The sequence below is a fragment of the Vibrio sp. FE10 genome, from assembly GCF_030297155.1.
GTDB lineage: Bacteria > Pseudomonadota > Gammaproteobacteria > Enterobacterales > Vibrionaceae > Vibrio > Vibrio apostichopi.
In genome coordinates this window covers 2,276,999-2,299,193 of sequence record NZ_AP028067.1, presented here as the reverse complement: position 1 = coordinate 2,299,193, position 22,195 = coordinate 2,276,999, and the positions used below count along the sequence as shown (strand labels likewise).

19 protein-coding genes are annotated in these 22,195 nt (G+C 44.4%); 5 read left to right on the top strand and 14 right to left on the bottom strand.

Translation table 11 applies throughout. From position 1 onward, the window contains the following. The first annotated feature begins 132 nt into the window (after positions 1-132). A complete protein-coding gene (locus QUF19_RS10225; RefSeq protein WP_192888891.1) occupies positions 133-510 on the top strand; it encodes a transporter in 378 nt (125 codons plus the stop codon). Positions 511-701: 191 nt separating this feature from the next. Here QUF19_RS10225 and QUF19_RS10220 read toward each other — a convergent pair whose 3' ends face one another. From QUF19_RS10220 to QUF19_RS10190, 7 genes are all read right to left on the bottom strand, one after another. Then, positions 702-1,805, bottom strand: coding sequence for a phosphoribosylaminoimidazolesuccinocarboxamide synthase (locus QUF19_RS10220; RefSeq protein WP_017110912.1), 1,104 nt, complete (start codon positions 1,803-1,805; stop codon positions 702-704). Positions 1,806-2,094: 289 nt separating this feature from the next. Continuing rightward, positions 2,095-2,502, bottom strand: coding sequence for a SulA-like leucine-rich domain-containing protein (locus QUF19_RS10215; RefSeq protein ID WP_017106714.1), 408 nt, complete (start codon positions 2,500-2,502; stop codon positions 2,095-2,097). A gap of 377 nt (positions 2,503-2,879) precedes the next feature. After that, positions 2,880-3,068 carry a hypothetical protein gene (locus QUF19_RS10210; RefSeq protein ID WP_017078672.1) on the bottom strand — a complete coding sequence of 63 codons (189 nt, stop codon included), beginning with the start codon at positions 3,066-3,068 and terminating at the stop codon, positions 2,880-2,882. Between the two features lie 165 nt (positions 3,069-3,233). Next, positions 3,234-4,349, bottom strand: coding sequence for a tetratricopeptide repeat protein (locus QUF19_RS10205; protein ID WP_286292718.1), 1,116 nt, complete (start codon positions 4,347-4,349; stop codon positions 3,234-3,236). A gap of 158 nt (positions 4,350-4,507) precedes the next feature. Further along, a complete protein-coding gene (locus tag QUF19_RS10200) occupies positions 4,508-5,176 on the bottom strand; it encodes a YiaD family glycine zipper/OmpA-like lipoprotein (protein WP_065111151.1) in 669 nt (222 codons plus the stop codon). Between the two features lie 114 nt (positions 5,177-5,290). Continuing rightward, on the bottom strand, positions 5,291-5,980 hold the full coding sequence (locus QUF19_RS10195; RefSeq protein WP_029223537.1) for a DUF2786 domain-containing protein: 690 nt from the start codon (positions 5,978-5,980) through the stop codon (positions 5,291-5,293). Positions 5,981-6,188: 208 nt separating this feature from the next. Then, entirely contained in the window at positions 6,189-6,872 is a 684-nt protein-coding gene (locus QUF19_RS10190) for a DUF3334 family protein (protein ID WP_017106717.1), read from the bottom strand. A gap of 222 nt (positions 6,873-7,094) precedes the next feature. Between QUF19_RS10190 and ydiJ the strand changes: the two genes are divergently transcribed. From ydiJ to QUF19_RS10175, 3 genes are all read left to right on the top strand, one after another. Then, entirely contained in the window at positions 7,095-10,130 is a 3,036-nt protein-coding gene (ydiJ, locus tag QUF19_RS10185; RefSeq protein ID WP_286292706.1) for a D-2-hydroxyglutarate dehydrogenase YdiJ, read from the top strand. A 67-nt stretch (positions 10,131-10,197) separates the two neighbouring features. Next, positions 10,198-10,659, top strand: coding sequence for a methyltransferase family protein (locus QUF19_RS10180; protein ID WP_286292704.1), 462 nt, complete (start codon positions 10,198-10,200; stop codon positions 10,657-10,659). A gap of 151 nt (positions 10,660-10,810) precedes the next feature. Beyond that, positions 10,811-12,439, top strand: coding sequence for a trypsin-like serine protease (locus QUF19_RS10175; RefSeq protein WP_286298868.1), 1,629 nt, complete (start codon positions 10,811-10,813; stop codon positions 12,437-12,439). Positions 12,440-12,561: 122 nt separating this feature from the next. Here the strand turns inward: QUF19_RS10175 and QUF19_RS10170 are convergent, their stop codons facing one another. From QUF19_RS10170 to hutC, 6 genes are all read right to left on the bottom strand, one after another. Next, entirely contained in the window at positions 12,562-13,287 is a 726-nt protein-coding gene (locus QUF19_RS10170) for a DUF3581 domain-containing protein (RefSeq protein ID WP_010438254.1), read from the bottom strand. Positions 13,288-13,513: 226 nt separating this feature from the next. Then, the gene (hutH, locus tag QUF19_RS10165) at positions 13,514-15,046 is read right to left on the bottom strand and encodes a histidine ammonia-lyase (RefSeq protein ID WP_017085756.1); all 1,533 of its coding nucleotides are present in this window, start codon (positions 15,044-15,046) and stop codon (positions 13,514-13,516) included. A gap of 14 nt (positions 15,047-15,060) precedes the next feature. Continuing rightward, complete coding sequence (gene hutU, locus QUF19_RS10160; protein WP_286292682.1) at positions 15,061-16,755, bottom strand: urocanate hydratase; 1,695 nt, start codon at positions 16,753-16,755, stop codon at positions 15,061-15,063. A 60-nt stretch (positions 16,756-16,815) separates the two neighbouring features. After that, positions 16,816-17,880, bottom strand: coding sequence for a formimidoylglutamase (hutG, locus tag QUF19_RS10155; protein WP_286292680.1), 1,065 nt, complete (start codon positions 17,878-17,880; stop codon positions 16,816-16,818). Next, positions 17,867-19,117: an imidazolonepropionase gene (gene hutI / locus QUF19_RS10150; RefSeq protein WP_286292678.1), complete on the bottom strand. Its 1,251-nt coding sequence runs from the start codon at positions 19,115-19,117 to the stop codon at positions 17,867-17,869. The genes hutG and hutI overlap by 14 nt, the downstream gene beginning before the upstream one ends. Before the next feature lie 113 nt (positions 19,118-19,230). Further along, entirely contained in the window at positions 19,231-19,944 is a 714-nt protein-coding gene (gene hutC, locus QUF19_RS10145) for a histidine utilization transcriptional repressor HutC (protein WP_286292675.1), read from the bottom strand. A gap of 181 nt (positions 19,945-20,125) precedes the next feature. On the opposite strand from hutC, the gene QUF19_RS10140 reads away from it, so the two are divergent. Next, positions 20,126-20,869: a sporulation protein gene (locus tag QUF19_RS10140; protein ID WP_286292673.1), complete on the top strand. Its 744-nt coding sequence runs from the start codon at positions 20,126-20,128 to the stop codon at positions 20,867-20,869. 111 nt (positions 20,870-20,980) lie between these two features. On the opposite strand, the gene QUF19_RS10135 is transcribed toward QUF19_RS10140, so the two are convergent. Beyond that, a complete protein-coding gene (locus QUF19_RS10135) occupies positions 20,981-21,964 on the bottom strand; it encodes a DUF3187 family protein (protein ID WP_286292671.1) in 984 nt (327 codons plus the stop codon). Between the last annotated feature and the right edge of the window lie 231 nt (positions 21,965-22,195).

Below are 22,195 nucleotides of genomic sequence, written 5' to 3'. Positions count from 1 at the left end.
CAAACTTGATTTTTATATGCCTTTTTAACCAATCAAAAGGTCATAAAAGACCATTCTTCTATATCCTATTGCTATAAAGAAAGAGTTGATAGATATTGAGTATATTGTGTTGCCAAAGTGTCGGGGGACATCATGGATAAACAGGAAGAGACGCGTGTAGAGTTCGATTACACAACATTTCTTGGCGCCTCATGCAGTAAAAAATGGACTTTTCTGGAAGCACTCACCACTATTGCACCAGTATTCAGTACCGTCTGGAGGGATAGCATCAAAGAGCTAGCCAGCCCAGAAGATCGCTTATGGCAGATGGCATTGAAATCAATGTCTACACGTAAAAGCGATGAATCTAATATTGTCACTTTGCTTAAGCTAGCAAAGTTAGAAGGGATCAATGAGCTAAAAGTTGTGATGCCATATTCGCTGGAAGATGAGCAAATTGAGTACATAGAATCACGCAGTCATTTGGTGATTGCAGATAACTCTGGTGAAGAGTTTACTATCAAGCTTTGATCACCAACCAAACTGTGATCATCAACTAAGCTTTGATTACCAACTTTCACAGTTCACGATAGTCATTCAATAGCTTTAATGAAATCTACATCGTAAAAAGGGCCTCAATATTGAGGCCCTTTTAGTATCTAAAATTTGTGCTTACTAGCTAGATCATTAACTTATCAGCTTTCTAGCGTGCGATTGGTCGACTAATCGATTAGTCCGTAATCGGCACGAAGCACATCAATGATTTCTTGCTTCGGATTGTCGCTTAATACAATCTCGCCACCGGTGATTTTCGCTGCGATATCAAGGTAAGTACGAGAAAGAGACATCAATGCATCCAAAGGTAGTTCATTGTCACGAGCTAGAGCTTCACGCTCTGGCATGCGTTCTTTGTTCAACAGAATGTCCGCATCAGGGAAGTAGTTGAGTAGGAACTGACGGAAACCTTCTTTCGAGTTCTCGACGATGTTGCCTTTGTTGTACTCTTGAGTATCCCAAATACGAGATGAGTCTGGAGTACCGACTTCGTCCATGTAGATCAGCTTTTCTTTACCTTGAGCATCGTTCACGTAGCCGAACTCAAACTTGGTATCGACAAAGGTTTGATCGACGTTTGCGAGTGCTTGGCTAATTACGTTGAAGCCTTCTTTTAGAAGTTTCTCGTAATGCGCAATGTCACTTGCTTGAGTAAAGTTGAACGCTGCGAAGTTGTCTTCAATGTTGTTGCGAGTGATGTTCACATCGTCAGCTTCTGGTACACCAGGAATCCCTTTCAAAATCCCTTTTGTAGAAGGCGTGATTAGAAGCTCAGGTAGCTTTTTGTCTTTCTCAAGGCCTTCAGGCATCTCGATACCGCAGAATTCACGTTCGCCGTTCGCGTATGCACGCCACATAGATCCTGTGATGTATTGACGACAAATCGCTTCGATCATGACTGGGCGAGCTTTTTGTACAATCCATACGAATGGGTGGGGGATATCAAGAATATGACTGTCAGCAAGGCCGTTGTCTTTAAACAATTTGAACCAGTGGTTAGAGATAGCATTCAGAGCTGCTCCCTTACCTGGGACACCTTTAAGATTACCTTCACCACGCCAAATACAATCAAACGCAGAGATACGATCACTGATCACCATGATGGCTAAAGGCGCATCTGGCGCTACATTGTAGCCTTTCTCTTTAATTAGTCGTTGGCTATCTTCTTCAGTTAACCAGTAGACCGAACGAACCTTGCCACTGTGGACAGGTTTGTCAGTACGGATTGGTAGGTCATCATTTACGGCAAGAACTTGATCAGCAAGGCTCATTTAGACATTCCTATCTTTTATCAAACGTCATACAGAGAAGTGCGGTGTGCACATGATTAGACGGGCATTATACCCAATCTATTATTTGCTTCCAGATAAAAAGCAAACGATTGCTAATTCTATTGATCAAATAAAAACCCCCGCCTAACTATTCGCTAGAAAATTAGCGAATTGTAGGGCAGGGGAAGGCAGTCTGTTGAGCTGTGTTTTGGCGCTATGTTTATTAGCTAAAAGATTGAGCTATGTTTCTGAGCTAAATGGTTAAGCCAAATTGCTAAGCGAGGTTAGCTTAGTGAATACGCTCTGAAGTTTCATCAATGAAGAACACTTCGCATTGAAAGCGTTGGCCTAACGTTCTTAGGTATTGTTGGCTGAATGAGTCGATAGACGTACTTGCAACGATTGCGCTCGCGTTTCCTGAGCGTATTGCTTTCTCGACGGTCTCTACTTCATTCATTTGGTTCGACGCTTTCATATGGATAACACGCTCGCAGCAAACATTGTGTTGCTTAAGCTGCTTAGCTGATGGTCTTGGCGTTTGAGCAGTAAACAGCAACCATTGATGTTGATTGGACAGCAACGCCATTCTTGCGAACAACGCTTCCTCGTTTGAGTTTTTGCTTTTACGAGAAACTGATGTAAATGCGCAGTGAACTAGCGGGCTAGAGTGTTGGGCTTTAACGTGTGCTTGAATCATTTTGCTGTCCTTATATACATGCTGTATGTGTATACAGTAGTTTTTGTTGCTTATAAGATCAAGCGGTTTTTGTGGGATTATTGGTCGTTTTCTTCCGGTTTAGTAAGTGTTTTTTAATTAAGCTATTGATATTTTAGCAAAAATTGAATTTGACTGATTTTTATATTTTGTCTCATAAATTGAAAAAATGTGATTTCTATACAGGTGTATACAGTAGTTTTTACAGAAAAGTACTGTATACACCTGTATAGAAGATAAGAAGATAAGAAGATAAGAAGATAAGAAGATAAGAAGATAAGAAGATAAGAAGATAAGAAGATAAATCCCAGATACAAAAAAAGCGCCTTGGGCGCTTTCTTATATTTCAACGGTGTTACTTATCTCAGTGTCGCTTGGGAGAGTTTTGTTCTCATTTCCATTTCACCAATATTGAACTGGCGAACATCAATGGTTGCAATATCATTGCACTCTTTACATGCATGATGACACTTACCATCTAGGTAGTCGTGCTTTTTTACTAGGCTTGGCTTTTTGCACCAATCACAAACGCCTTCTATTGTGAACATATTTTCTCCTCACCTGTTTAAGTCAGGTGTATTTTCGGCGCAAATTATGACACAAGTAAGACCCATTAGTTAATAGTTTGTTACCCGTTTTTGAGAGGGGGATCGATTGCAACACTAATAAAATCGGTATCTTTGCGATCTTGGAAAATGAACATGTGTAGTTGTTTACGGTTTTGTAACATTTTGTAAAATGGTTTTTAGCGCATTGTTCAAACGTTTCATTTCTTCGTCACATCCTTGACCGTCAGGGTGATAGATTTTAGATAGTTGTTTGTATCGAATCTTAATGCTTTTTTGGTCAGGAATAGAGCTAGGTGTGTACCCAAATAGAGCGCAGGCTACTTGCAAGGCATTCAGACCTTTGTTGTTTTTCTGCTTCTTTAATTCGTTATAGATGGTTTGAAGCTGGCGCTTTTGCTGCTTAATGGTGAAGTCTTTCGCGTTAAGTTGCGCTTCAAGTGTCTGTTGCTGCTGATTCAACTCACCAGATTTCAGGATCTGTCGCTTTCGCGATATAACCAGAGTCGCGCTGATACTCACTATCGCAATCAAAACGGCCAGCACTGCGCCAATCATATAGTCAGAGCTGGTTAGATTAGAGCTGGAGAGGTTAGAGTGCTTCGCTTGGTTAGATTGCATTTGGCTAGATTGCGCTTGCTGAGATAGCACCTGACTGGTGTCTATTTCAGAGTCGATGCTGTCATTGAGCTGTTCAATCGAAGAGATTTGCTTGGCACGCTGTTGGTTGAATTGTGCTTCTAGAACACGGATGTAGCCCTCTTCTGCATTCGGGTTGTCTTTTAAGGCCGCTTCATACCATAACTGCGCCGCATCTAACGGTTGCAGTAGCTCTTTATCTAGTGAGGACTCATAGATCTTTGCCACTTCATTGGGAGCGCGTTTGTTGCCTTGTAGCGCCGCTTTGATGAACCATTCCAAGGCGAGTTTGTTATCTTGCTCGACACTTGTTCCTGCCAAGTACCATTCACCCAGTTTAAATTGCGCATCTGGATTGCCGTTATCCGCTGATTGTGAGTACCAATAGAGTGCATCATCGATGTTTTTAGGCACGTCAGTCCCCAGTTCATACGATTGGGCTAATTGATACTGAGACCTTGAGTCTTGAGGTTGTCGATCTTGAGGTTGTAGAGCTAACGAAAGTTCAGCACTGCTTTCAGCATGAACGAAATGTGGGACGAACAATTGTACCGTGGAAAAGACTAGGGCTAGAAATAGAGTTCTAAGAAGTGACGATGACCGGAAGTTGGATAAGATAAGCAAAAGAATAAGTCTCGTAAAAAAGCCCAGTGCCGATGTATCAGTATGAATACGCTATGTGGCTGAGTGTTAAGTCGTAACGCTTAAAATAAGCGATACGAATGACAAGCAACTATATAGTGGTTAATTCAATAGATAAAGGTAACTGGGCTTTAATCGTGCTACTTAAGTGGCAAGATTTGAATTTCTACGCGACGGTTACAAGCACGACCTTGAGACGTGTTGTTGTCACATAGAGGGTAACGTTCACCGTTACCACGAGCAATGGCACGGCCTGCAGCGACATCTTGAGAAATCAAGAATGCACGAACAGATTCAGCACGACGCTCAGAAAGGATTTGGTTCGATGATTCGCTGCCAGTGCTGTCAGTGTGACCTTCAATCACTAGGCTAGTGTCTGGGTATTCAACTAAGATACGAGCAACACCGCGAAGTGTGTTGTGAATGCTTGATTCTAAAGCGTAAGAACTTGATTCGAAGCCAATACCGTTTTCTAGACGAAGTAGCAGTTGATTTTCACCAACACGCTCTACTTGAACGCCAGAGTTCATTAGCTCTTCACGAAGTGCCGCTTCTTGTCGGTCAAAGTAGTAACCAATACCACCGCCAACAGCTGCACCACCTGCCGCACCAATCAGTGCACGTTTACCACGATCTTTAGAGTTGTCACCAGTAGCAGCACCAGCAACGGCACCAGCTATTGCACCAATTAGAGCGCCTTGAGTTGCAGAGTTAGTCTCAGATTCGCCAGTTGTAGCGTTTTGGCGTTGAGTTGCCTGACAACCCGTTAGAGCGACAGTAAGCGCGAGGGCTAGTGTGATTTTTTTCAACGTATTTCTCCATCATGTACTTCTGTCAAACATATAAGTAATGAATGACAACAATTAGTCCTGTAAGTCTTAATGATGTTTTTTATCAATACGTTGAAGCAATGTAAAGTGGCACTATGATTTAGTTATCTTTTTAACTGCTTGGGCACCGCCAACTGGACGATTAACAGACAACTTGCGACCTTTTTTCAAACCAACTTCGTAGTCAGCGGTGAGGTTTTTCATCGCTTCTCTTAGTTGTTGTTTGAAGGTTTCACGGTCAATATTTTCAAATTCTTTATCAATATAGTTATTGATTTTGTTGTTTGACTCGTCGTCCGGGGTAATGGTTGGCAATTTTTCAAGCGCACCTTCTACCCAGCCTGAAACGTAAGAATTTACGCGACGAGTAACTTCCAGTGAACCTGTACCTGATCCCGCAAAGCTGTTTCTGAATTGGCCAGTATGCTCGTTCAATTCACGATAAATGATGTCGAAAGCAAAGGCAGCAAAGATAGCGCGGTCGGCTTCACCAATGAATTCCACACGCTTAAGGCCTTTGTGGTTCAGTAACACGGCTTCTACGCCAAACTTAGTGTTGATACCACGAATAACGCGCAGCAGAGTAGAGCTGATGTTTGCCGGCAACAGGTGACTGGATTGAGTTTTCCCCATTTTGATAAATTCAATATCGTCTTTCTCGAGACCATATTTCAGCATCAAGTTATGCGCCATCTTTATTGCATTGGCTGCTTCGTTGACGTTTGCTGAATTTCCAAGCTCAAGACACTTGGCTATTTTCTTTAGGGCTTTTTTCTTATCCATCGACTACTTAATCATTACCGCAAATTTTGAAAAGTCCGACATTTTACATGTTTTGTCAGATAACAGAAAGCCCAAACTGGTTTGGATCGTATTAAAAGGGCTCTGATGGGAGTGCGGAAGGCAATGTTGAGGGGCAATAAAAAACGCCATCAAGAGCATTGATGGCGTTAGTGACACAATTTGTCATTATGGCTAGAGCTTTAGCAAACTAGATCCCAAGTTCATCGAGTAGATCTGCTGCTGCATCGTTACCTGAGCTTTGTGCTGGTTTGTTCGCTTCTTGCATTTTTTTCTGAGTCGCTTCAAGAATGCTATCTGGGCATTCGTCTTCAGCGATTTCAAATTCTTCCAATTGGATGAATTCTGTCTTATCCATTGCAAGCTCAAGATAGAAGATGTTGTTGTTCGCCGTCGAGAAAGTCACACGACGAGCTTGTGGACGATCGAGGTTAGTATCAACTGAAAGGTTAACTTGCTTGTTCAGTGCCAGCATTTTCGGTTGGTTCTGCGTGATGTTGGTTTGCAGTTCTTTGCGAATTTTGTTCGTGAAATCACCAACTAGCTGGTTCATTAATTCACCCAAAACATCGCCCACTTCGTCAGACGTGTGAAGCACTGCGAGCTCATCTTCTGGCATGCCCATGTTACGCATGTAATTGGTATAGATCTCTAGCGCCGCTTTAGACGTAAAATTGATAACAACAAGACCAGAAAAGCCGCCGTCAAATAAAACGAAGCAACCAAAATCTGGTTTAAGACTGGTCTTGTTAATCTTTTGCACCATAGCTGAATAGGACACCTGAGAAGCCGTCGCTGAAGTGAGTACGCTTGATACTGATTGGCATAGCTTAAGAAGAATATCTTCAGTTGTGACTGTTTTGTTTTTTTTCATTGTTATGTGCTCATGGAGATGTCTTAAACAAAATGTTATCCAGTATATCGCGACTGAATTAAGACGAAAGTGACTATTTCTCCATTCTTGCATTCAGATTCTGATTTGATCATCTTTTTATATGATCTTAATAGTAGTAAAGTGACGAAATTCAAAGAAAATTATTAAAAATCTCAGATAACCCAATGCTGATAGGATCAGCGAAGTAGGGGCAGGAAGCAAATGTTACCAAGACTTCAACTCAATGCTGATGTCGATCCAGTTGTCGTACGCTTTTTAGATGAACTAAAAAGCGCTGGCTTTACTGGCGACATTGAGTCTCAATATTCGAGCCGTTTGGCCGTGGCGACTGATAACAGTGTGTATCAGCAATTGCCGCAGGCGGTCATTCTTCCTAAGACAACAAACGATGTTGTTTTGATCGGTAAAGTGGGCGCTCAGTCCGCTTACGAACGAGTGACTTTTTCACCTCGTGGTGGCGGTACCGGAACCAACGGTCAATCGTTGACGAAAGGTGTCGTGGTTGACATGTCACGACACATGAATAACGTTCTTGAAATTAACGAAAAAGAGGGCTGGGTGAGAGTTCAGTCTGGTGTCGTTAAAGACCAATTGAACGATGCTGTACGTCCCTACGGTTACTTCTTCTCTCCAGACCTTTCAACCAGTAACCGAGCAACCTTAGGCGGCATGGTTAATACCGATGCTTCTGGCCAAGGGTCTTTGAAGTACGGTAAAACCTCCGATCATGTGTTGTCGCTGCAAGCGGTATTCGCAGATGGTTCATGTCTCGAATCTGATTTATCACACGGTTTGCCTGCTGAAGGTGAATTTGCTCACCATGCACTTGCAGTCACTGAAGCCGTTTGTCGAGATAAGCGCGCTCAAATCCTCAATAAATTCCCTCCGTTAAACCGCTTCCTTACGGGCTATGACTTGAAGAATGCGATTAACGAAGAAGATGATAGCTTTGATCTTACTCGTGTCCTATGTGGCGCTGAGGGTTCATTAGCATTCATTACGGAAGCAAAGCTGAACCTCACGCCGATTCCAAAAGCGCGCACACTGGTTAACGTGAAATACAATACGTTTGATTCTGCGCTGCGTAATGCTCCGTTTATGGTAGAAGCGAAAGCGTTATCAGTAGAGACAGTCGATTCAAGAGTATTGAACCTAGCGAAGCAAGACATTGTTTGGCACACCGTGAGCGACCTGCTGATGGATGTTCCAAATAAAGAGATGCTTGGCATCAACATGGTTGAGTTTGCAGGCCAAGATGAAGCGGAAGTTGAACAGCAAGTTCAAGCGCTGACCGCGCAACTTGAAAGCATGCTGGAAACTGAAGAAGCGGGTGTGATTGGCTTCCAAGTGTGCAGCGACTTAGCGAGCATTGGCCGAATCTACAACATGCGTAAAAAAGCGGTGGGTCTGTTAGGTGCGGCGAAAGGCCGAGCTAAGCCGGTCGCTTTTGCTGAAGATACCTGTGTGCCACCGGAAAACTTGGCGGACTTCATTTCTGAGTTTAGAGTGCTGCTCGATTCAAAAGAGTTGAACTACGGCATGTTTGGTCACGTTGATGCAGGCGTACTACACGTTCGTCCGGCACTTGACTTGTGTGACCCGATGCAAGAAGCACTGATGCACGAAGTCTCTGATGAAGTGGTTAAGCTGGTGGCTAAATACGGCGGCTTGATGTGGGGTGAGCACGGTAAAGGTTTCCGTTCTGAGTATGGCCCGGAGTTCTTTGGTGAAGAGCTGTTTACTGAGTTAAGACGTGTTAAAGCAGCATTTGACCCCCACAACAAGATGAACCCAGGCAAGATCTGTACGCCATTAGAAAGCGACGCTGAATTGGTGAAAGTGACCGATACCAAACGTGGCTTCTACGACCGTCAGATCGACGTACAAGTGCGTGACAGCTTTAAGCAAGCGATGGAATGTAACGGCAACGGCTTGTGTTTCAATTACGATACTAGCTCGCCAATGTGTCCTTCGATGAAAGTCACGGCTGACCGTCGTCATTCACCAAAAGGCCGCGCAGGCTTAGTAAGAGAGTGGTTGCGTCAATTAACGGAACAAGGCGTCGATATTCTCGATTTAGAGCAAGAAGCGCTGAAGGACAATACACCAGTTAAAACCATGGTGGAGCGTGTTCGTAATACAATGAACAAACGCCATGAATACGATTTCTCGCATGAAGTTCACGAAGCGATGAACGGTTGTCTTGCATGTAAAGCGTGTGCGAGCCAGTGCCCGATCAAAGTCGATGTACCAAGTTTCCGTTCTCGATTCTTGAATATCTATTACTCACGTTACCAACGCCCAGCAAAAGATTATTTAGTCGCCAACATTGAAGCCATGCTGCCGCTGATGGCGAAAGCGCCAAAAGTAGTGAACGCTGCATTGGGTCAAAAGTGGATACAAACCGCAACGGCGAAAACGGTCGGTTATGTCGATGCACCGTTGATGTCGGTGCCGACACTAAAAAATCGTCTGGCGAGCAAAGAGCTGCAACTCTTCGATCTTCAATATCTAGAAGGGCTCTCTTCTGAGCAGAAGAAACAACATGTGTTGATCGTTCAAGACCCGTTTACTAGCTTCTATGATGCGGAGGTTGTTGAAGACTTCGTTACCTTGGCTCAGAAGCTTGGTAAAACTCCGGTGCTACTGCCGTTTAAGCCAAACGGTAAAGCACTGCACATTAAAGGTTTCTTAAGTCGTTTTGCGCGTGAAGCGAAATCAACCGCTGACTTCTTGTCGATGGTTGCAGATATCGGTATTCCTCTAGTGGGTGTCGATCCAGCTCTGGTACTTTGTTACCGCGACGAATACGTCGAAATCTTGTCTGACAAGCGCGGAGACTTTGATGTGCTGACGGTGCACGAATGGTTGCTACCATCGTTGGGTGAGTTTGAAGCGCGTTCTGTAAGTGAAGAGATGTGGTACTTGTTCGCTCATTGTACAGAGAAGACCAAGATGCCAAACGCTGAAAAAGAGTGGGGCACTATCTTTAAACACTTTGGCGCTGCGTTAACCAGCGTTCCTGTCGGCTGTTGTGGCATGGCGGGCACCTTCGGGCACGAAGTCGATAAGCTACAAATGTCGAAAGATATATACGGTCTAAGTTGGAAGCCAAGGATGCAAGACTTACCGAAAGAGCGTTGCTTAGTGACGGGTTATTCCTGTCGAAGCCAAGTGAAGCGTTTTGAGGGTGAGAAGCTTGCCCACCCATTACAGGCGCTAGCCAAAATTCTTTAATACATTTAGCCCAGCAATTGCTGGGCTTTTTTCTAAACTAACAATGGAATTGTTAATAAGGAAAACTATGAGATTTCTAGAGTTAAAAGTACCACCCGTTGCACTATTCATTATTGTATTCATAGCCTCGTACTTCTGTGCTCAGCAGTTGAGCCAAGGAACATTGGCACTGCCTTATAGAATGGTTGTGCTCGGCATCGGGATTATATTGAGTGGCATCATTGGAATATCAGGTATATGGGAGTTTCGAAAACAGAAAACCACTGTTAATCCGATCAAAGTCGAAACCGCCTCGTCAGTCGTGGACAGCGGCATTTTTGGTTACACACGAAACCCAATGTATCTAGGGCTATTCATCCTACTGTTTTGCTTCGGTTACTTCTTCCAAAACCTGTTCAGTGTTTTGCTTAGCTTTGTATTCGTGATTTACATGACTCAGTTCCAAATCAAGCCAGAAGAGCGTGCTCTAGAGCAATTATTCGGTGCGGAATATGTTGATTACAAACAAAAGGTTAGGCGCTGGATCTGATGTGGATTCAAATACAATTAAGTAATTAGATAAGAATTATTATCATTTGGTTGATCTATATCACAAATAAATGTGGTTTTAGTTTCATATTCATTTTTTATAAAATAGTCTGCGCTTCATTATTAAAATGAATAAAGGCTAGGTAATGAAAATTGTTCAGGCGAAATGGTTGTCGCTAGGTGTCTGTGTAGTGAGTCTGTCTTCAACGTCGGTGTTGGCAGATGTTTCAGCTCGAATTATAAACGGTGAAGAAGCAACACAAGGTAATTGGCCATTTATGGCAGCGCTAGTTTCAAGGAACGTGAACGCTTATGACGGTCAGTTTTGTGGTGCGAGCTTCATTGGTGAGCGATATGTATTAACTGCCGCTCACTGTGTGGAAGGTAATGGTCGTGAAGATCTAGATGTGGTGATTGGCGTATCAAACCTTTCTACCTCTCAAGCTGCACAACATAGATATGCTGTTGATAATATTTATGTACATGAATATTACAACTCTGCAGCAACAGGCAATGATATCGCCATTATTGAGCTAGCAGAAAAGCCAACTGAGTCGGTGGTTAATCTCGTTGATGGTTATGTTCGCGGTAACCTGAATGACGGCCAAATGCTAACGGTCATGGGCTGGGGTGATCAGGACGCGTCAGATGGATATTCATCGAAGAGTGAGTTGTATCAAGTTAATGTTCCCCTAGTTAATCAGTACCAATGTAATAGTGTCCCTCACAGTGGCTATGCCTTTATTGGCAATGATGCATTCTGTGCGGGATACAGTGATGGTGGTTATGACTCTTGCCAGGGTGACAGTGGTGGTCCAATTGTTGTCTCGACTAATGGGGTATATGAACAACTGGGTATTGTAAGTTGGGGTAAAGGATGTGCAGAGGCTAACGCTTACGGTGTCTATACCAACATTAGTTACTTTGATGATTGGATTGATGAGCAGAAAGCAGGGTTTAGTTACCGTCAAGTGGAGATGCTAGGTGCAAAATTATTGGCTCCTCTTTCACATACCTTTGAATTCACAAATAAATCTGATCAAAACATTCAAGTAAACCGTGTTTATCCAATTTCAGGTAATGATACTGTTATAACAGACAACGGATGTAGCATTTTAACTGCAGGACAAAGCTGTGAAGTTGTGGTTAGTTACGACCTAAACTCAATTGGTGAACATGAATTTGGTATTAATGTTGACACTGATTTATTGGTAGGCACGGTTACTTCAACGGCTTCTGTGATAGGGGCGAGATCTGTAACGAATACTGTGAACTCTTATGTCAGCGTACCTAACAGTGGCATTTACAACATACAAGCTTGGATTACAGAAGGAAATTCGTTGGCCTCACCGTCGATTAGCCACGGCACATCTACAGCGCTTATTGTTGAGGGGATCCCTGCTGGTACGGTTTCGTTTGACCTAACTGCATCGTCTGAAGCTGATTATGACTTTGTTGAGGTTTATAGTAATGGTCAACAATTTGATAGTGTCTCTGGTGAGTTTTCTGGTTCGGTGAACCTACCGTTAGTTAGAGATGCTGACAACAGCTTTATGATTACATATGTGAAAGATTCGTCTGGTTCTTCAGGGAGCGACAGAGTTACGATCACTAACTTTGCGTATACCGATGAGATAAAGATATCTAAGTCTGAGGGCACGCAGAATGCAAAAAGCTCAGGCGGCGGCAGCGGTGGTTCACTGGGTTGGCATTGGTTACTCGTACTTTTCGGTGGCTTGATTGCACGAAAATCATTTTCATCACTAAAGCTTAACGGATAACCATCGAAACTATGTGACTGATGGTTACGTACTAAAAAAGCCCAGCTTGAGGATATCAAGCTGGGCTTTATTGATCTTGTTCCTGAGCTATTTACATCACGTGGTGTAAATAAGGATGCTGATTAAGCGGCAGCTGCGAACTGAGCTAGAAACATCTCTTTGCGTTCGTTGAAGCGGTTTACTAGGTCGTCGACAGAAGCTTGGTCGTATGGCTTAAGACCACTTGCTACCATGCGCTTCACGCCTTTACCGACAACTTCGCCGTCTTCTTTGAAGTCGAAGTTCAGTGTCACGATGCCACGCTTGCCTTCAACATCAAAAGTCGCACCAGAGAATTCAACTTCTGGGTGAGATAGGTCTAGGCGAGTAAATTCAACTTCCATGCTCTCGTAAATCACAAGAGGACGTTGGCAGTTGATCATCATTTGCTGCTCTTCCATAAGAGGAACCATGATGTGTGGGAAGTTCATACCAGAGAACTTAACGTAGTTTGTTACTACGTGCTCGATGAATGCTTGATCGTGGCTCTTTTCACCTTCACAAGACATGTGTAGGTACTCTTTGCCTTTCTCGTCAACCAGTGAGCTTTCTTTCTCACACTTGTTGTCAACGCTAAGCGCAATACCGTTACCAACCATACCAGAAAAATCAAAACGCATTTTTTGGCTGATGCCTTCTTTTTGCAGAAGTACTGCAAACAAAAGATCGCCAGGCACGCAGAAGCGCTTGTTGTCTTCATCGTGAATTGGGTTGAAGTCAGCGGCTACTTTTTTAGCAAAGTGGCTAGCCTGTTCACGAGTGAATTGAAATTGATTGTCTTCAGTAGAAAAGTAAGGTGTCAGAAACATAGTATCGCTATTAGTCATCAAATCTGGGGTGGATTATAGCTAACTAACTTCGTTCTAATGGTCTATCCAGTTAACTTTGCTTATATATCAGTCAATTAGATAAATACGTTGGATGGTATGTGACGATTTTAAGGGAGATATGGCCTTTGGCTCAATGCAACAAGGGCTAATCGATAGCCCTTGTTTATATGACACTCTAATGAGTGTTGTTCAGAATGTTTTTGCTTTAAAAGCTACACAAAGTGCCTTCTGGCATGAGGTGATTATGGACGGATAATTTAAGCAATAAGTTCGCTTGTTCAATATCCGGTGCAAAATATCTGTCTTTGTCGTAGAAGCTGACTTTTTCACGCAGAATCTGTTTCGCTTCTTCCACACGAGGAGAAGATAGATTAGGCGCGCGGAAGTCTAGCCCTTGTGCTGCTGCTAAATATTCTACTGCCAATATCCCACGGGTATTTTCAGCCATGTATCTAAGCCTACGAGCGGCAAAGGTGGCCATTGATACGTGGTCTTCTTGGTTTGCAGAAGTAGGTAGGCTGTCTATTGATGCCGGGTGAGCCAATGTTTTGTTCTCACTAGCGAGTGCTGCAGACGTTACTTGAGCAATCATAAAGCCCGAGTTCACTCCGCCGTTATCGACCAAGAAAGGTGGAAGTTTGCTTAGCGCACTATCAATCAACAACGCCATTCTACGCTCTGACAAGCTACCGATTTCAGCTATCGCTAGTGCAAGGTTATCCGCAGCCATTGCGACGGGTTCTGCGTGGAAGTTACCACCAGAAATGATGTCGCCATCGTCAGCGAAAACAAGCGGGTTGTCGGATACGGCATTTGCTTCAATGTTTAAGGTTTCTGCTGAGTTACGAATTTGCTGTAAACACGCACCCATCACTTGAGGCTGACAACGCAGTGAGTAAGGGTCTTGAACCTTTTCACAACAAGTATGTGATTCGCCAATTTCACTCTTTTGATCAAGCATATGTCGGTAAGCAAGTGCTGCATCCATTTGGCCACGGTGACCACGAACGCGGTGTATACGAGGGTCAAACGGACGACGACTACCTAGCGCAGCCTCAACCGACATCGCGCCACATACGGTTGCAGACGCAAACAAGTCTTCAGCTGCAAACAAACCTTCTAATGCAAATGCTGTCGATGCTTGTGTGCCGTTTAACAGAGCTAAACCTTCTTTAGGTGCTAGCGTGATTGGCTCTAAGCCAGCGATCTGCATTGCTTCTAAGCCGGTGATGATTTTGCCGTTGTGGCGTGCTTGGCCTTCACCTAGTAGAACTGTACTCATGTGTGCAAGGGGAGCGAGATCTCCAGATGCACCAACTGATCCTTTTTGTGGAACACATGGGTAAACTTGTGCGTTCACTAGATCGATAAGAGCGTTGATTACCTTGAGTCGGATACCTGAATAGCCACGAGACAAGCTGTTAATCTTGAGCACCATCATCAAACGCACAGTTTCATCAGACATGAATTTGCCAATGCCCGCCGCGTGAGACAGTACGATACTTTTCTGCAGTACTTCGAGATCTTCAGGCGCAATTTTGGTATTTGCTAGCAAGCCAAAACCCGTGTTGATACCATACACAGTGCGATCTTCAGCAATCACTTGTTCGACAACGTGCATGCTCGCTTCAATATCTGGGATTGCAGCAGGGTCGAGTGATAAGTTCACAGGGCTACGGCTAATCTTACGAAGTTCAGGTAGGCCAAGAAGTCCTGGTTTAAGTAATAAATTCAACATGTTCTCTCCAGACATTAAAGGCGACGAAGTTCTTCGTTTAGCATAGGTAAATCAAGCTTCTGCTCTTTAGCACATTGCTTGGCAATATCGTAACCCGCATCAGCATGACGCATAACGCCTGTGGCCGGATCATTGTGAAGTACACGAGCAATGCGCTGTGATGCATCTTCACTGCCGTCACAACAAATCACCATTCCGGAGTGTTGTGAGAAGCCCATGCCAACGCCGCCGCCGTGGTGCAGAGAAACCCATGTTGCGCCGCCTGCAGTATTTAGCAGAGCGTTCAATAGAGGCCAATCTGATACGGCATCTGATCCATCCATCATTCCTTCTGTTTCGCGGTTCGGGCTTGCTACTGAGCCTGAATCTAGGTGATCACGACCGATAACAACCGGTGCTTTCAGTTCGCCATTTTTAACCATTTCATTGAATGCTTGGCCTAAACGTTCACGATCTTTCAAACCGACCCAACAAATACGAGCGGGTAGACCTTGGAACTGAATGCGTTCACGTGCCATATCTAGCCAGTTGTGTAGATGTGGGTTGTCTGGAATCAGTTCTTTTACTTTTTGGTCTGTTTTGTAGATGTCTTCAGGGTCGCCAGATAGAGCAGCCCAACGGAATGGACCGATGCCTTCACAGAATAAAGGACGAATATAAGCAGGAACGAAACCTGGGAAATCAAATGCGTTTTCCACACCCTCTTCAAGTGCCATTTGGCGAATGTTGTTGCCGTAGTCGACGGTCGCAGCGCCACGGTATTGAAGATCTAGCATAGCTTGTACTTGAATCGCCATAGATTGCTTAGCGGCTTTTACTACTTTCGCTTCATCAGCTAAACGTTCTTGAGCCGCTTTTTCCATCGCCCAACCTTGAGGCAAGTAGCCGTTCAGCGGATCGTGGGCAGAGGTTTGGTCGGTGACTACGTCAGGCGTGATATTGCGTTCAACTAGTTCTGGGAATACGTCAGCAGCGTTGCCTAATAGGCCAACAGAGATTGGCGAGTATGATTCTTTAATCATTGCCATCGCTTCATCGATGCTGGTGGCTTTTTTGTCGACATAGCCCGTACGTAGGCGGTAATCGATTCGTGATTCATCACATTCAACCGCAATCATCGAGAAGCCAGCCATTGTAGCTGCGAGAGGTTGAGCACCACCCATGCCGCCAAGACCACCCGTTAGAACCCACTTGCCGCTTGCTTCGCCTTGAAAGTGCTTCTTCGCGATAGCGACAAACGTTTCATAAGTACCTTGAACGATGCCTTGTGAGCCAATGTAAATCCAGCTGCCTGCTGTCATCTGGCCGTACATCATCAAGCCTTCTTTATCGAGCTCGTTGAAGTGCTCCCAATTCGCCCAGTGTGGAACAAGGTTAGAATTCGCGATCAGTACGCGAGGTGCGTTTTTATGAGTCGGGAACACGCCCACAGGTTTACCTGATTGAACAAGTAACGTTTGGTCGTCTTCTAAACGTTCTAATACTTCAACAATCTTGTCATAACACTTCCAATCACGCGCCGCGCGACCGATACCGCCATACACAACCAGTGCATGTGGGTGTTCTGCCACATCAGGGTCTAGGTTGTTCATCAACATACGCAGTGGTGCTTCTGTTAACCAAGATTTAGCGCGCAAAGTGGTGCCATGAGGTGCGCGAATTTCGCGAGTCGTGTCGAGACGAGGGTCACTGTTGTGGTGTTCCGTCATTTTGGAATTCCTTCTGTTTCACGTTATATCGTTGTAGTTGTAGTTATCGGTATAGCTGGATTAGTCACTGGCCATTGCACTTGCTATATCCCAACACAAACGTGCCGCCAATCGAGCCGTTTGGCCATCGATGTCGTAGTCTGGGTTGTATTCCGCAATGTCCGCGATAATGAGTTTTTCACTGTGTTTGAAAATATGTTCTAGGAAAGGAGCGAGTGCTTCATAGCTCACGCCTCTTGCCGCTGGTGCACTTACGCCCGGCGCAGTCGCTGCTGGGAATACGTCTAGGTCGATAGTGAGATAGAGGTAATCACACTCAGCGATGAATTTTTGTAACTTAACCAGTTGAGCGACTTGGTTTATTTGGGTCATGTTGCGGTCGTGTTCATACCAAACGCCTAGTTGATCTGCTTTGTTGAACAGCGCTTTGGTATTACTAGCGGCACTCACGCCAAGGCAAGCGTATTGGAATGGCCATTGATGTTTGTGGCAGTAATCGCTGATCTGGTTAAAAGGCGTGCCTGAACTGGGCTTAACGTCGGCGATGTCGCTTTCAAATTCACGAAGATCAAAGTGAGCATCAAAGTTAACGATGCCGATCTTAGGTTTGTGTACTGGCTGATCTTTATTAAGGCGTTCTGCTTTATCTAGGTTTTCCACTTTATGAAAATGCTCAGCGAGGCCTTGGAAAGATGCCCAAGCCACTTCATGACCACCGCCAAGGGTAATCACTTTGTTTTTTGATAAGGCATTGGCAATCACAGATGCACACTGTTTTTGGCTGACTTCGAGTTGACCATCATTGCACTCGATATCACCAAGATCCGCAATGTGTGAGTTACTGTGCCAAGCCATATTAGCCAGAGCTTGGCGAATCAGGTTGGGGGCTTGTTTCGCACCCACTCGTCCTTTATTTCTTGCAACACCGGCATCGCTGGCAAAGCCGACCAAAGCGATAGCGCTGTTAGTAAGCTCGTTACTTAAGTCACTATGTTGCACTTGCTTGGTAATGTGATGTACGCGTGTGCCGAGTGCGCCATCTTCAAGATCATTACGCCCTGTCCATACAAAGTTATGTACGGTTGCTGTGTTATCTTGGATGCCGTTGGATTTAGATTGAGTCATGACATACCTCGCCACTAACAATGCGTTTATGAAGATGAGGAACACCAACTTGATAGCTTAAGTCGGAAGGGTGATCGATATTCCAGATAGCTAAATCAGCGGCATAACCGACTTCGACTTTGCCTTTGGTTTGTGAGTCGCCAATGGCGGCCGCAGCGTTACAAGTTACACCGCGTAGCGCTTCTTCAGGCGTTGTGCCAAATAGGGTGCAGCTCATGTTCATCATCAGTGTTAAATCAGCAAAGGGAGAAGTGCCGGGGTTTAGGTCGGTCGCGATCGCCATTGGAATGTTGTGTTCACGAAGTAGGGCAACGGGCGGTTGTTGAGTCTCTTTCAAGAAATAGAAAGCACCGGGAAGTAATGTTGCGACTGTGCCTGATTCAGCCAGTGCTTTGACTCCAGTTTCATCAAGGTACTCAACATGGTCAACAGAGAGTGCACCGTATTTCGCTGCAAGCGCACTGCTACCCATATTAGAAAGCTGTTCTGTGTGGCCTTTAATCGCGAGCCCATGTTTTTGGGCTGCTGCAAATACACGTTCGGTTTGTTCTAGGTTGAAGCCGATAGATTCGCAGAACACGTCAACCGCATCGGCTAGGCCTTGCTCTGCTGCTTTAGGAATGATCTCTTGGCAAACCAGATCAATATAACGATCGGGCTGCTCTTTATATTCTGGCGGCACAGCATGTGCTGCAAGGAGAGTAGTGGTGATCTTAATTCTTCGATGATTTTCTAACGCTTTAGCTGCGCGTAACATCTTGAGTTCATCTTCAAGTGTTAAACCATAACCAGATTTTACTTCGATGCTGGTTACGCCACTTCTTAGTAGACCATCAAGTCTCGGCAAGGCCATTTCAACCAGTTCGGATTCTTGTGCTGCGCGTGTTGCAGTGACTGTCGCTAGAATGCCGCCGCCTTGCTTGGCGATGTCGGTGTAAGAAACACCATTCAAACGTTGTTCAAACTCGTTGGCGCGATTCCCTGCAAATACGAGATGAGTGTGGCAATCAATTAACCCAGGTGTTACTAGCTTGCTCTTGCAATCATAGGTGACGTAATCCAAAGAACCATCAACACTTACTTGTTCTAATTCAGAAGCAAGCACGCTTTGGTTTGAACAAGAGATGGACACGATCTTACCGTTTTCGATAACGATATCTTGAGGGGAAGAGGGCTGATAACCACTGGCTCCCGAGCTCATGGAGACCACTCGTGCGTTTTTGAGGATCAAATTCATAATCACCTAGATCTTTGCTAAACATTAAATGTATATACAAATAAATAGGCTAAACGCTGACCCGAATCAAGTTGATGTTGCAAAAATGTGATCGGCGATCAGGATGATGTTCTTTAATCTAGAAGTATCTTGGAGCTTAATTTGTACTTAGAACCAGGATGGTAGAGCAATGCAAAGCTGATTAGGCGCTCTTTGCTCCATGTTCTTCTATTCAAAAGTAGGCAAGGCTCTGATTCAGAAAGCTTTAGTGACGTTCTGATTTGTAAGTCTGGGATAATGGCTTCAACCGTGTGCTCGATAGCACTTAACGGGCAGCTTTTTGAAAGGTATTCATTGGGGGTAGAGGTTGAAAAGTCTTGCTCTAGGTATTTTGGAGCGGCTTGAGAATTCACCCAGCGCGCTTCCAATTGAATCGGTGTGTTGTCAGCAAAGTGGATGATTTCACTATAGAATACTTCGGCATTGATCATCACGCCTAGCCGTGTGGCGGTGCTTTCATCAGCCTTGATGCTCTTGTGCTTGATAACTTGGCTAGCATACGTTTGGCCTCGGTCTTTGATCTCTTGCGCGATATTGTTGATATCAAGCAGGGGAGATTGTGCTTTTTCGTCGGGTTCACAAACAAAAGTACCCAGCCTTGGTTTCCTGATGAGTTTGCCTTCAGACACCAGATCTCGAATGGCTTTATTTACGGTCATTCGACTCACTTTGAACTGTTCAGTGAGTTCTAGCTCTGTGGTTATCTGGTAACCCACTGGCCAGTGACCACTGGTGATATTCTCGTCTATGAAATGTTTTATCTGAAGGTAGAGCGGCGCTTTCGACATAATGAAACCTTATTTGACTATACAAATAGAGTAACGGAATTTTTCACGATTTCAACATTTCCTCGGGCAATGTGACCTTATTCAACATAGATGAGGCAAATTGCTTGATTCTGTGAGGCAAGTGTCGCAAATTGTCACGCAATAACTATTCGTAAATCAGATAATTAGAAAGGGAAATAATATGTTTAAGAAATTAAAGGCCTCGTTGGGCATCGGTGCAGCAAAAGTTGATACCGTCTTAGATAATATTGAAGTTTTCCAAGGTGGAGAGTTGTCTGGCAATGTTCACATTGTTGGCGGCGACGCTGAGCAACAAATTGACCTGATCAACTTGGTTCTCAACACCGAAGTTAAAGTAGAAACGGAAGACAGCACTAACTACGAAACTTTTTCTCTAGGTCGTATTCAAGCCGTAGAGCCTTTCGTTATCCAACCGGGCGAAACCAAACTGGTTCCATTCCGCCTTAAGTTAAATGATGAAACGCCAGTCACCGCGTTGAACGCACAAATGAACCAATGCCATGTGTGGGTCGAAACCAACCTAGATATCGGCTTCGCGATTGATCCTAAAGACCGCGACTTTATCTCAGTACACCCACTGCCAACGGTCGCTAAAATTATCCAAGGTGTCGAAGCATCGGGCATGGCAATGGTGAAAGCTGATGTAGAGAAGGGCTTCTTGAAAGGCAACAGCTTCGCTTCACGTTCGGGTTGTTACCAAGAGATTGAATTTCGTAGCGGCGGCTTTATGAATAATAAAGAGATCGAGCTGTCATTCATCGTTGAAGGTTTAATGGTTCACTGTCTAGCAGAAATCGACCGCTCAATGAGCTTCAGTGGCGACCAATACATCTCATTCAGCTTGCCTGCAAACGCGGCTGACTCAGATATCCGCAACGCTGTATCAAGAATCATGAGTGCGTAGTTCCCTTTCTGTTAATAGTCGCTTTTTCTATTAATAGAGACAACATAGACTCCCTAAGCCGAACTTATCCGTTCGGCTTTTTTGTTTCTACTATCCCGACCTTAAATAGGTTTACCAGTGATGACGATAAGCTAATTGAAAAGCGACATCGGTGGAGTTATCCATGTTGAAGATGTTCTCGATAATGGATATCTCGACCGCTGAGCGTTGCATGAGATACCGATACCCAAACATCATTTCATTCGCGGCTTCTGAAAACTCAGTGTCACCGTCTTCTGCGCCTTCATACCAACGATATTCTAGGTGTAACTCATGACTTTCAAATAGCGTGAGTTGATATCCTCCCATCCATGACCATGTCGTTTTCTTATGTGAAAAGCCATTTTCTATCTCTCGATTAGACTGATTGGCGAACCCTAAGCTTGTATAAAAGGTATTGATGTCGAGTTGGTATGCATAGTTGAATTGAGCGCTTTGCTCGTTGCTGCTTCCTTCGAAGGCACCGTGACTGACATTGTTATGATAGAGGGATACGCCAAAGGATAAACCGTGGTTTTCAAGGTCTATGATTTGGTATTGAGTGTAGAGGGTGAAAGCGCTAGTCAGCGTGTCGCCGGAGAAGTCTCTAATATTGATGTCGTGGTCTGGTGCGTAAATATCAAATTGATGTCGCTCTTTACGAGTTCGTCCTGCTTGGTCGATGTCAAATAGGTCATGAAAGTTAATGGTAACTTTATCTAGGTGGTTGTTGGCGGCGTATAACCAGCGGTAATTGAGCTCGACTTGCCATGCTTTAGTCAATTGCCATCGTAGTCCTGTCTGAAGTTGGTTCTGATAATAGTCTAAATGATAGTCGTGAGAGTTAGCCCAGATACTCGCGGCGGTGAAAGCAGCAAACACTTCAACCTTATTATCTTCGAGTGGAAAACCAGAGCGGAGCGTTGGAGTAAGACGAACAGACTGTAATGGTGATTGGGTATAACTGATTAGCGGGCCGTAATCTTTGTTAGCCCATATCGCGGGAGCATACATAGCTGCGGCTACTATTAACGATAAAGGTGGGATGAGCGATATAAAAGTAGTCTGTTTTCCCATATGCACCTCATCCGCATTCCGTTGCTTCTATATAGCTTAGTTCTAAATAATTAGTTTGTAAGTGATTAGTCGGAAGAGCGAACCCACAAGAGATAGGAGAAGTAGTTGAGTTGATACTGCTTGATTGGAAAGAGGGTTCGAAGGGGCTGGGAAGTTACCGCTATTATGATAAAACCTTATCAAACGAAGTGGTTGGAGAGCGGGTCGATTCTCTCTGTCATTGTCATTTCA

Excerpts from the sequence above, each read along its gene's own strand:
- QUF19_RS10210 (WP_017078672.1), bottom strand. The coding sequence starts at position 3,068 with ATGTTCACAATAGAAGGCGTTTGTGATTGGTGCAAAAAGCCAAGCCTA.
- QUF19_RS10135 (WP_286292671.1), bottom strand. The coding sequence starts at position 21,964 with ATGGGAAAACAGACTACTTTTATATCGCTCATCCCACCTTTATCGTTA.
- QUF19_RS10140 (WP_286292673.1), top strand. The coding sequence starts at position 20,126 with ATGTTTAAGAAATTAAAGGCCTCGTTGGGCATCGGTGCAGCAAAAGTT.
- hutG (WP_286292680.1), bottom strand. The coding sequence starts at position 17,880 with ATGACTCAATCTAAATCCAACGGCATCCAAGATAACACAGCAACCGTA.
- hutC (WP_286292675.1), bottom strand. The coding sequence starts at position 19,944 with ATGTCGAAAGCGCCGCTCTACCTTCAGATAAAACATTTCATAGACGAG.
- QUF19_RS10170 (WP_010438254.1), bottom strand. The coding sequence starts at position 13,287 with ATGTTTCTGACACCTTACTTTTCTACTGAAGACAATCAATTTCAATTC.
- QUF19_RS10180 (WP_286292704.1), top strand. The coding sequence starts at position 10,198 with ATGAGATTTCTAGAGTTAAAAGTACCACCCGTTGCACTATTCATTATT.
- QUF19_RS10225 (WP_192888891.1), top strand. The coding sequence starts at position 133 with ATGGATAAACAGGAAGAGACGCGTGTAGAGTTCGATTACACAACATTT.
- QUF19_RS10220 (WP_017110912.1), bottom strand. The coding sequence starts at position 1,805 with ATGAGCCTTGCTGATCAAGTTCTTGCCGTAAATGATGACCTACCAATC.
- hutH (WP_017085756.1), bottom strand. The coding sequence starts at position 15,046 with ATGTTGAATTTATTACTTAAACCAGGACTTCTTGGCCTACCTGAACTT.
- ydiJ (WP_286292706.1), top strand. The coding sequence starts at position 7,095 with ATGTTACCAAGACTTCAACTCAATGCTGATGTCGATCCAGTTGTCGTA.
- QUF19_RS10190 (WP_017106717.1), bottom strand. The coding sequence starts at position 6,872 with ATGAAAAAAAACAAAACAGTCACAACTGAAGATATTCTTCTTAAGCTA.
- hutU (WP_286292682.1), bottom strand. The coding sequence starts at position 16,755 with ATGACGGAACACCACAACAGTGACCCTCGTCTCGACACGACTCGCGAA.
- QUF19_RS10195 (WP_029223537.1), bottom strand. The coding sequence starts at position 5,980 with ATGGATAAGAAAAAAGCCCTAAAGAAAATAGCCAAGTGTCTTGAGCTT.
- hutI (WP_286292678.1), bottom strand. The coding sequence starts at position 19,117 with ATGAATTTGATCCTCAAAAACGCACGAGTGGTCTCCATGAGCTCGGGA.
- QUF19_RS10215 (WP_017106714.1), bottom strand. The coding sequence starts at position 2,502 with ATGATTCAAGCACACGTTAAAGCCCAACACTCTAGCCCGCTAGTTCAC.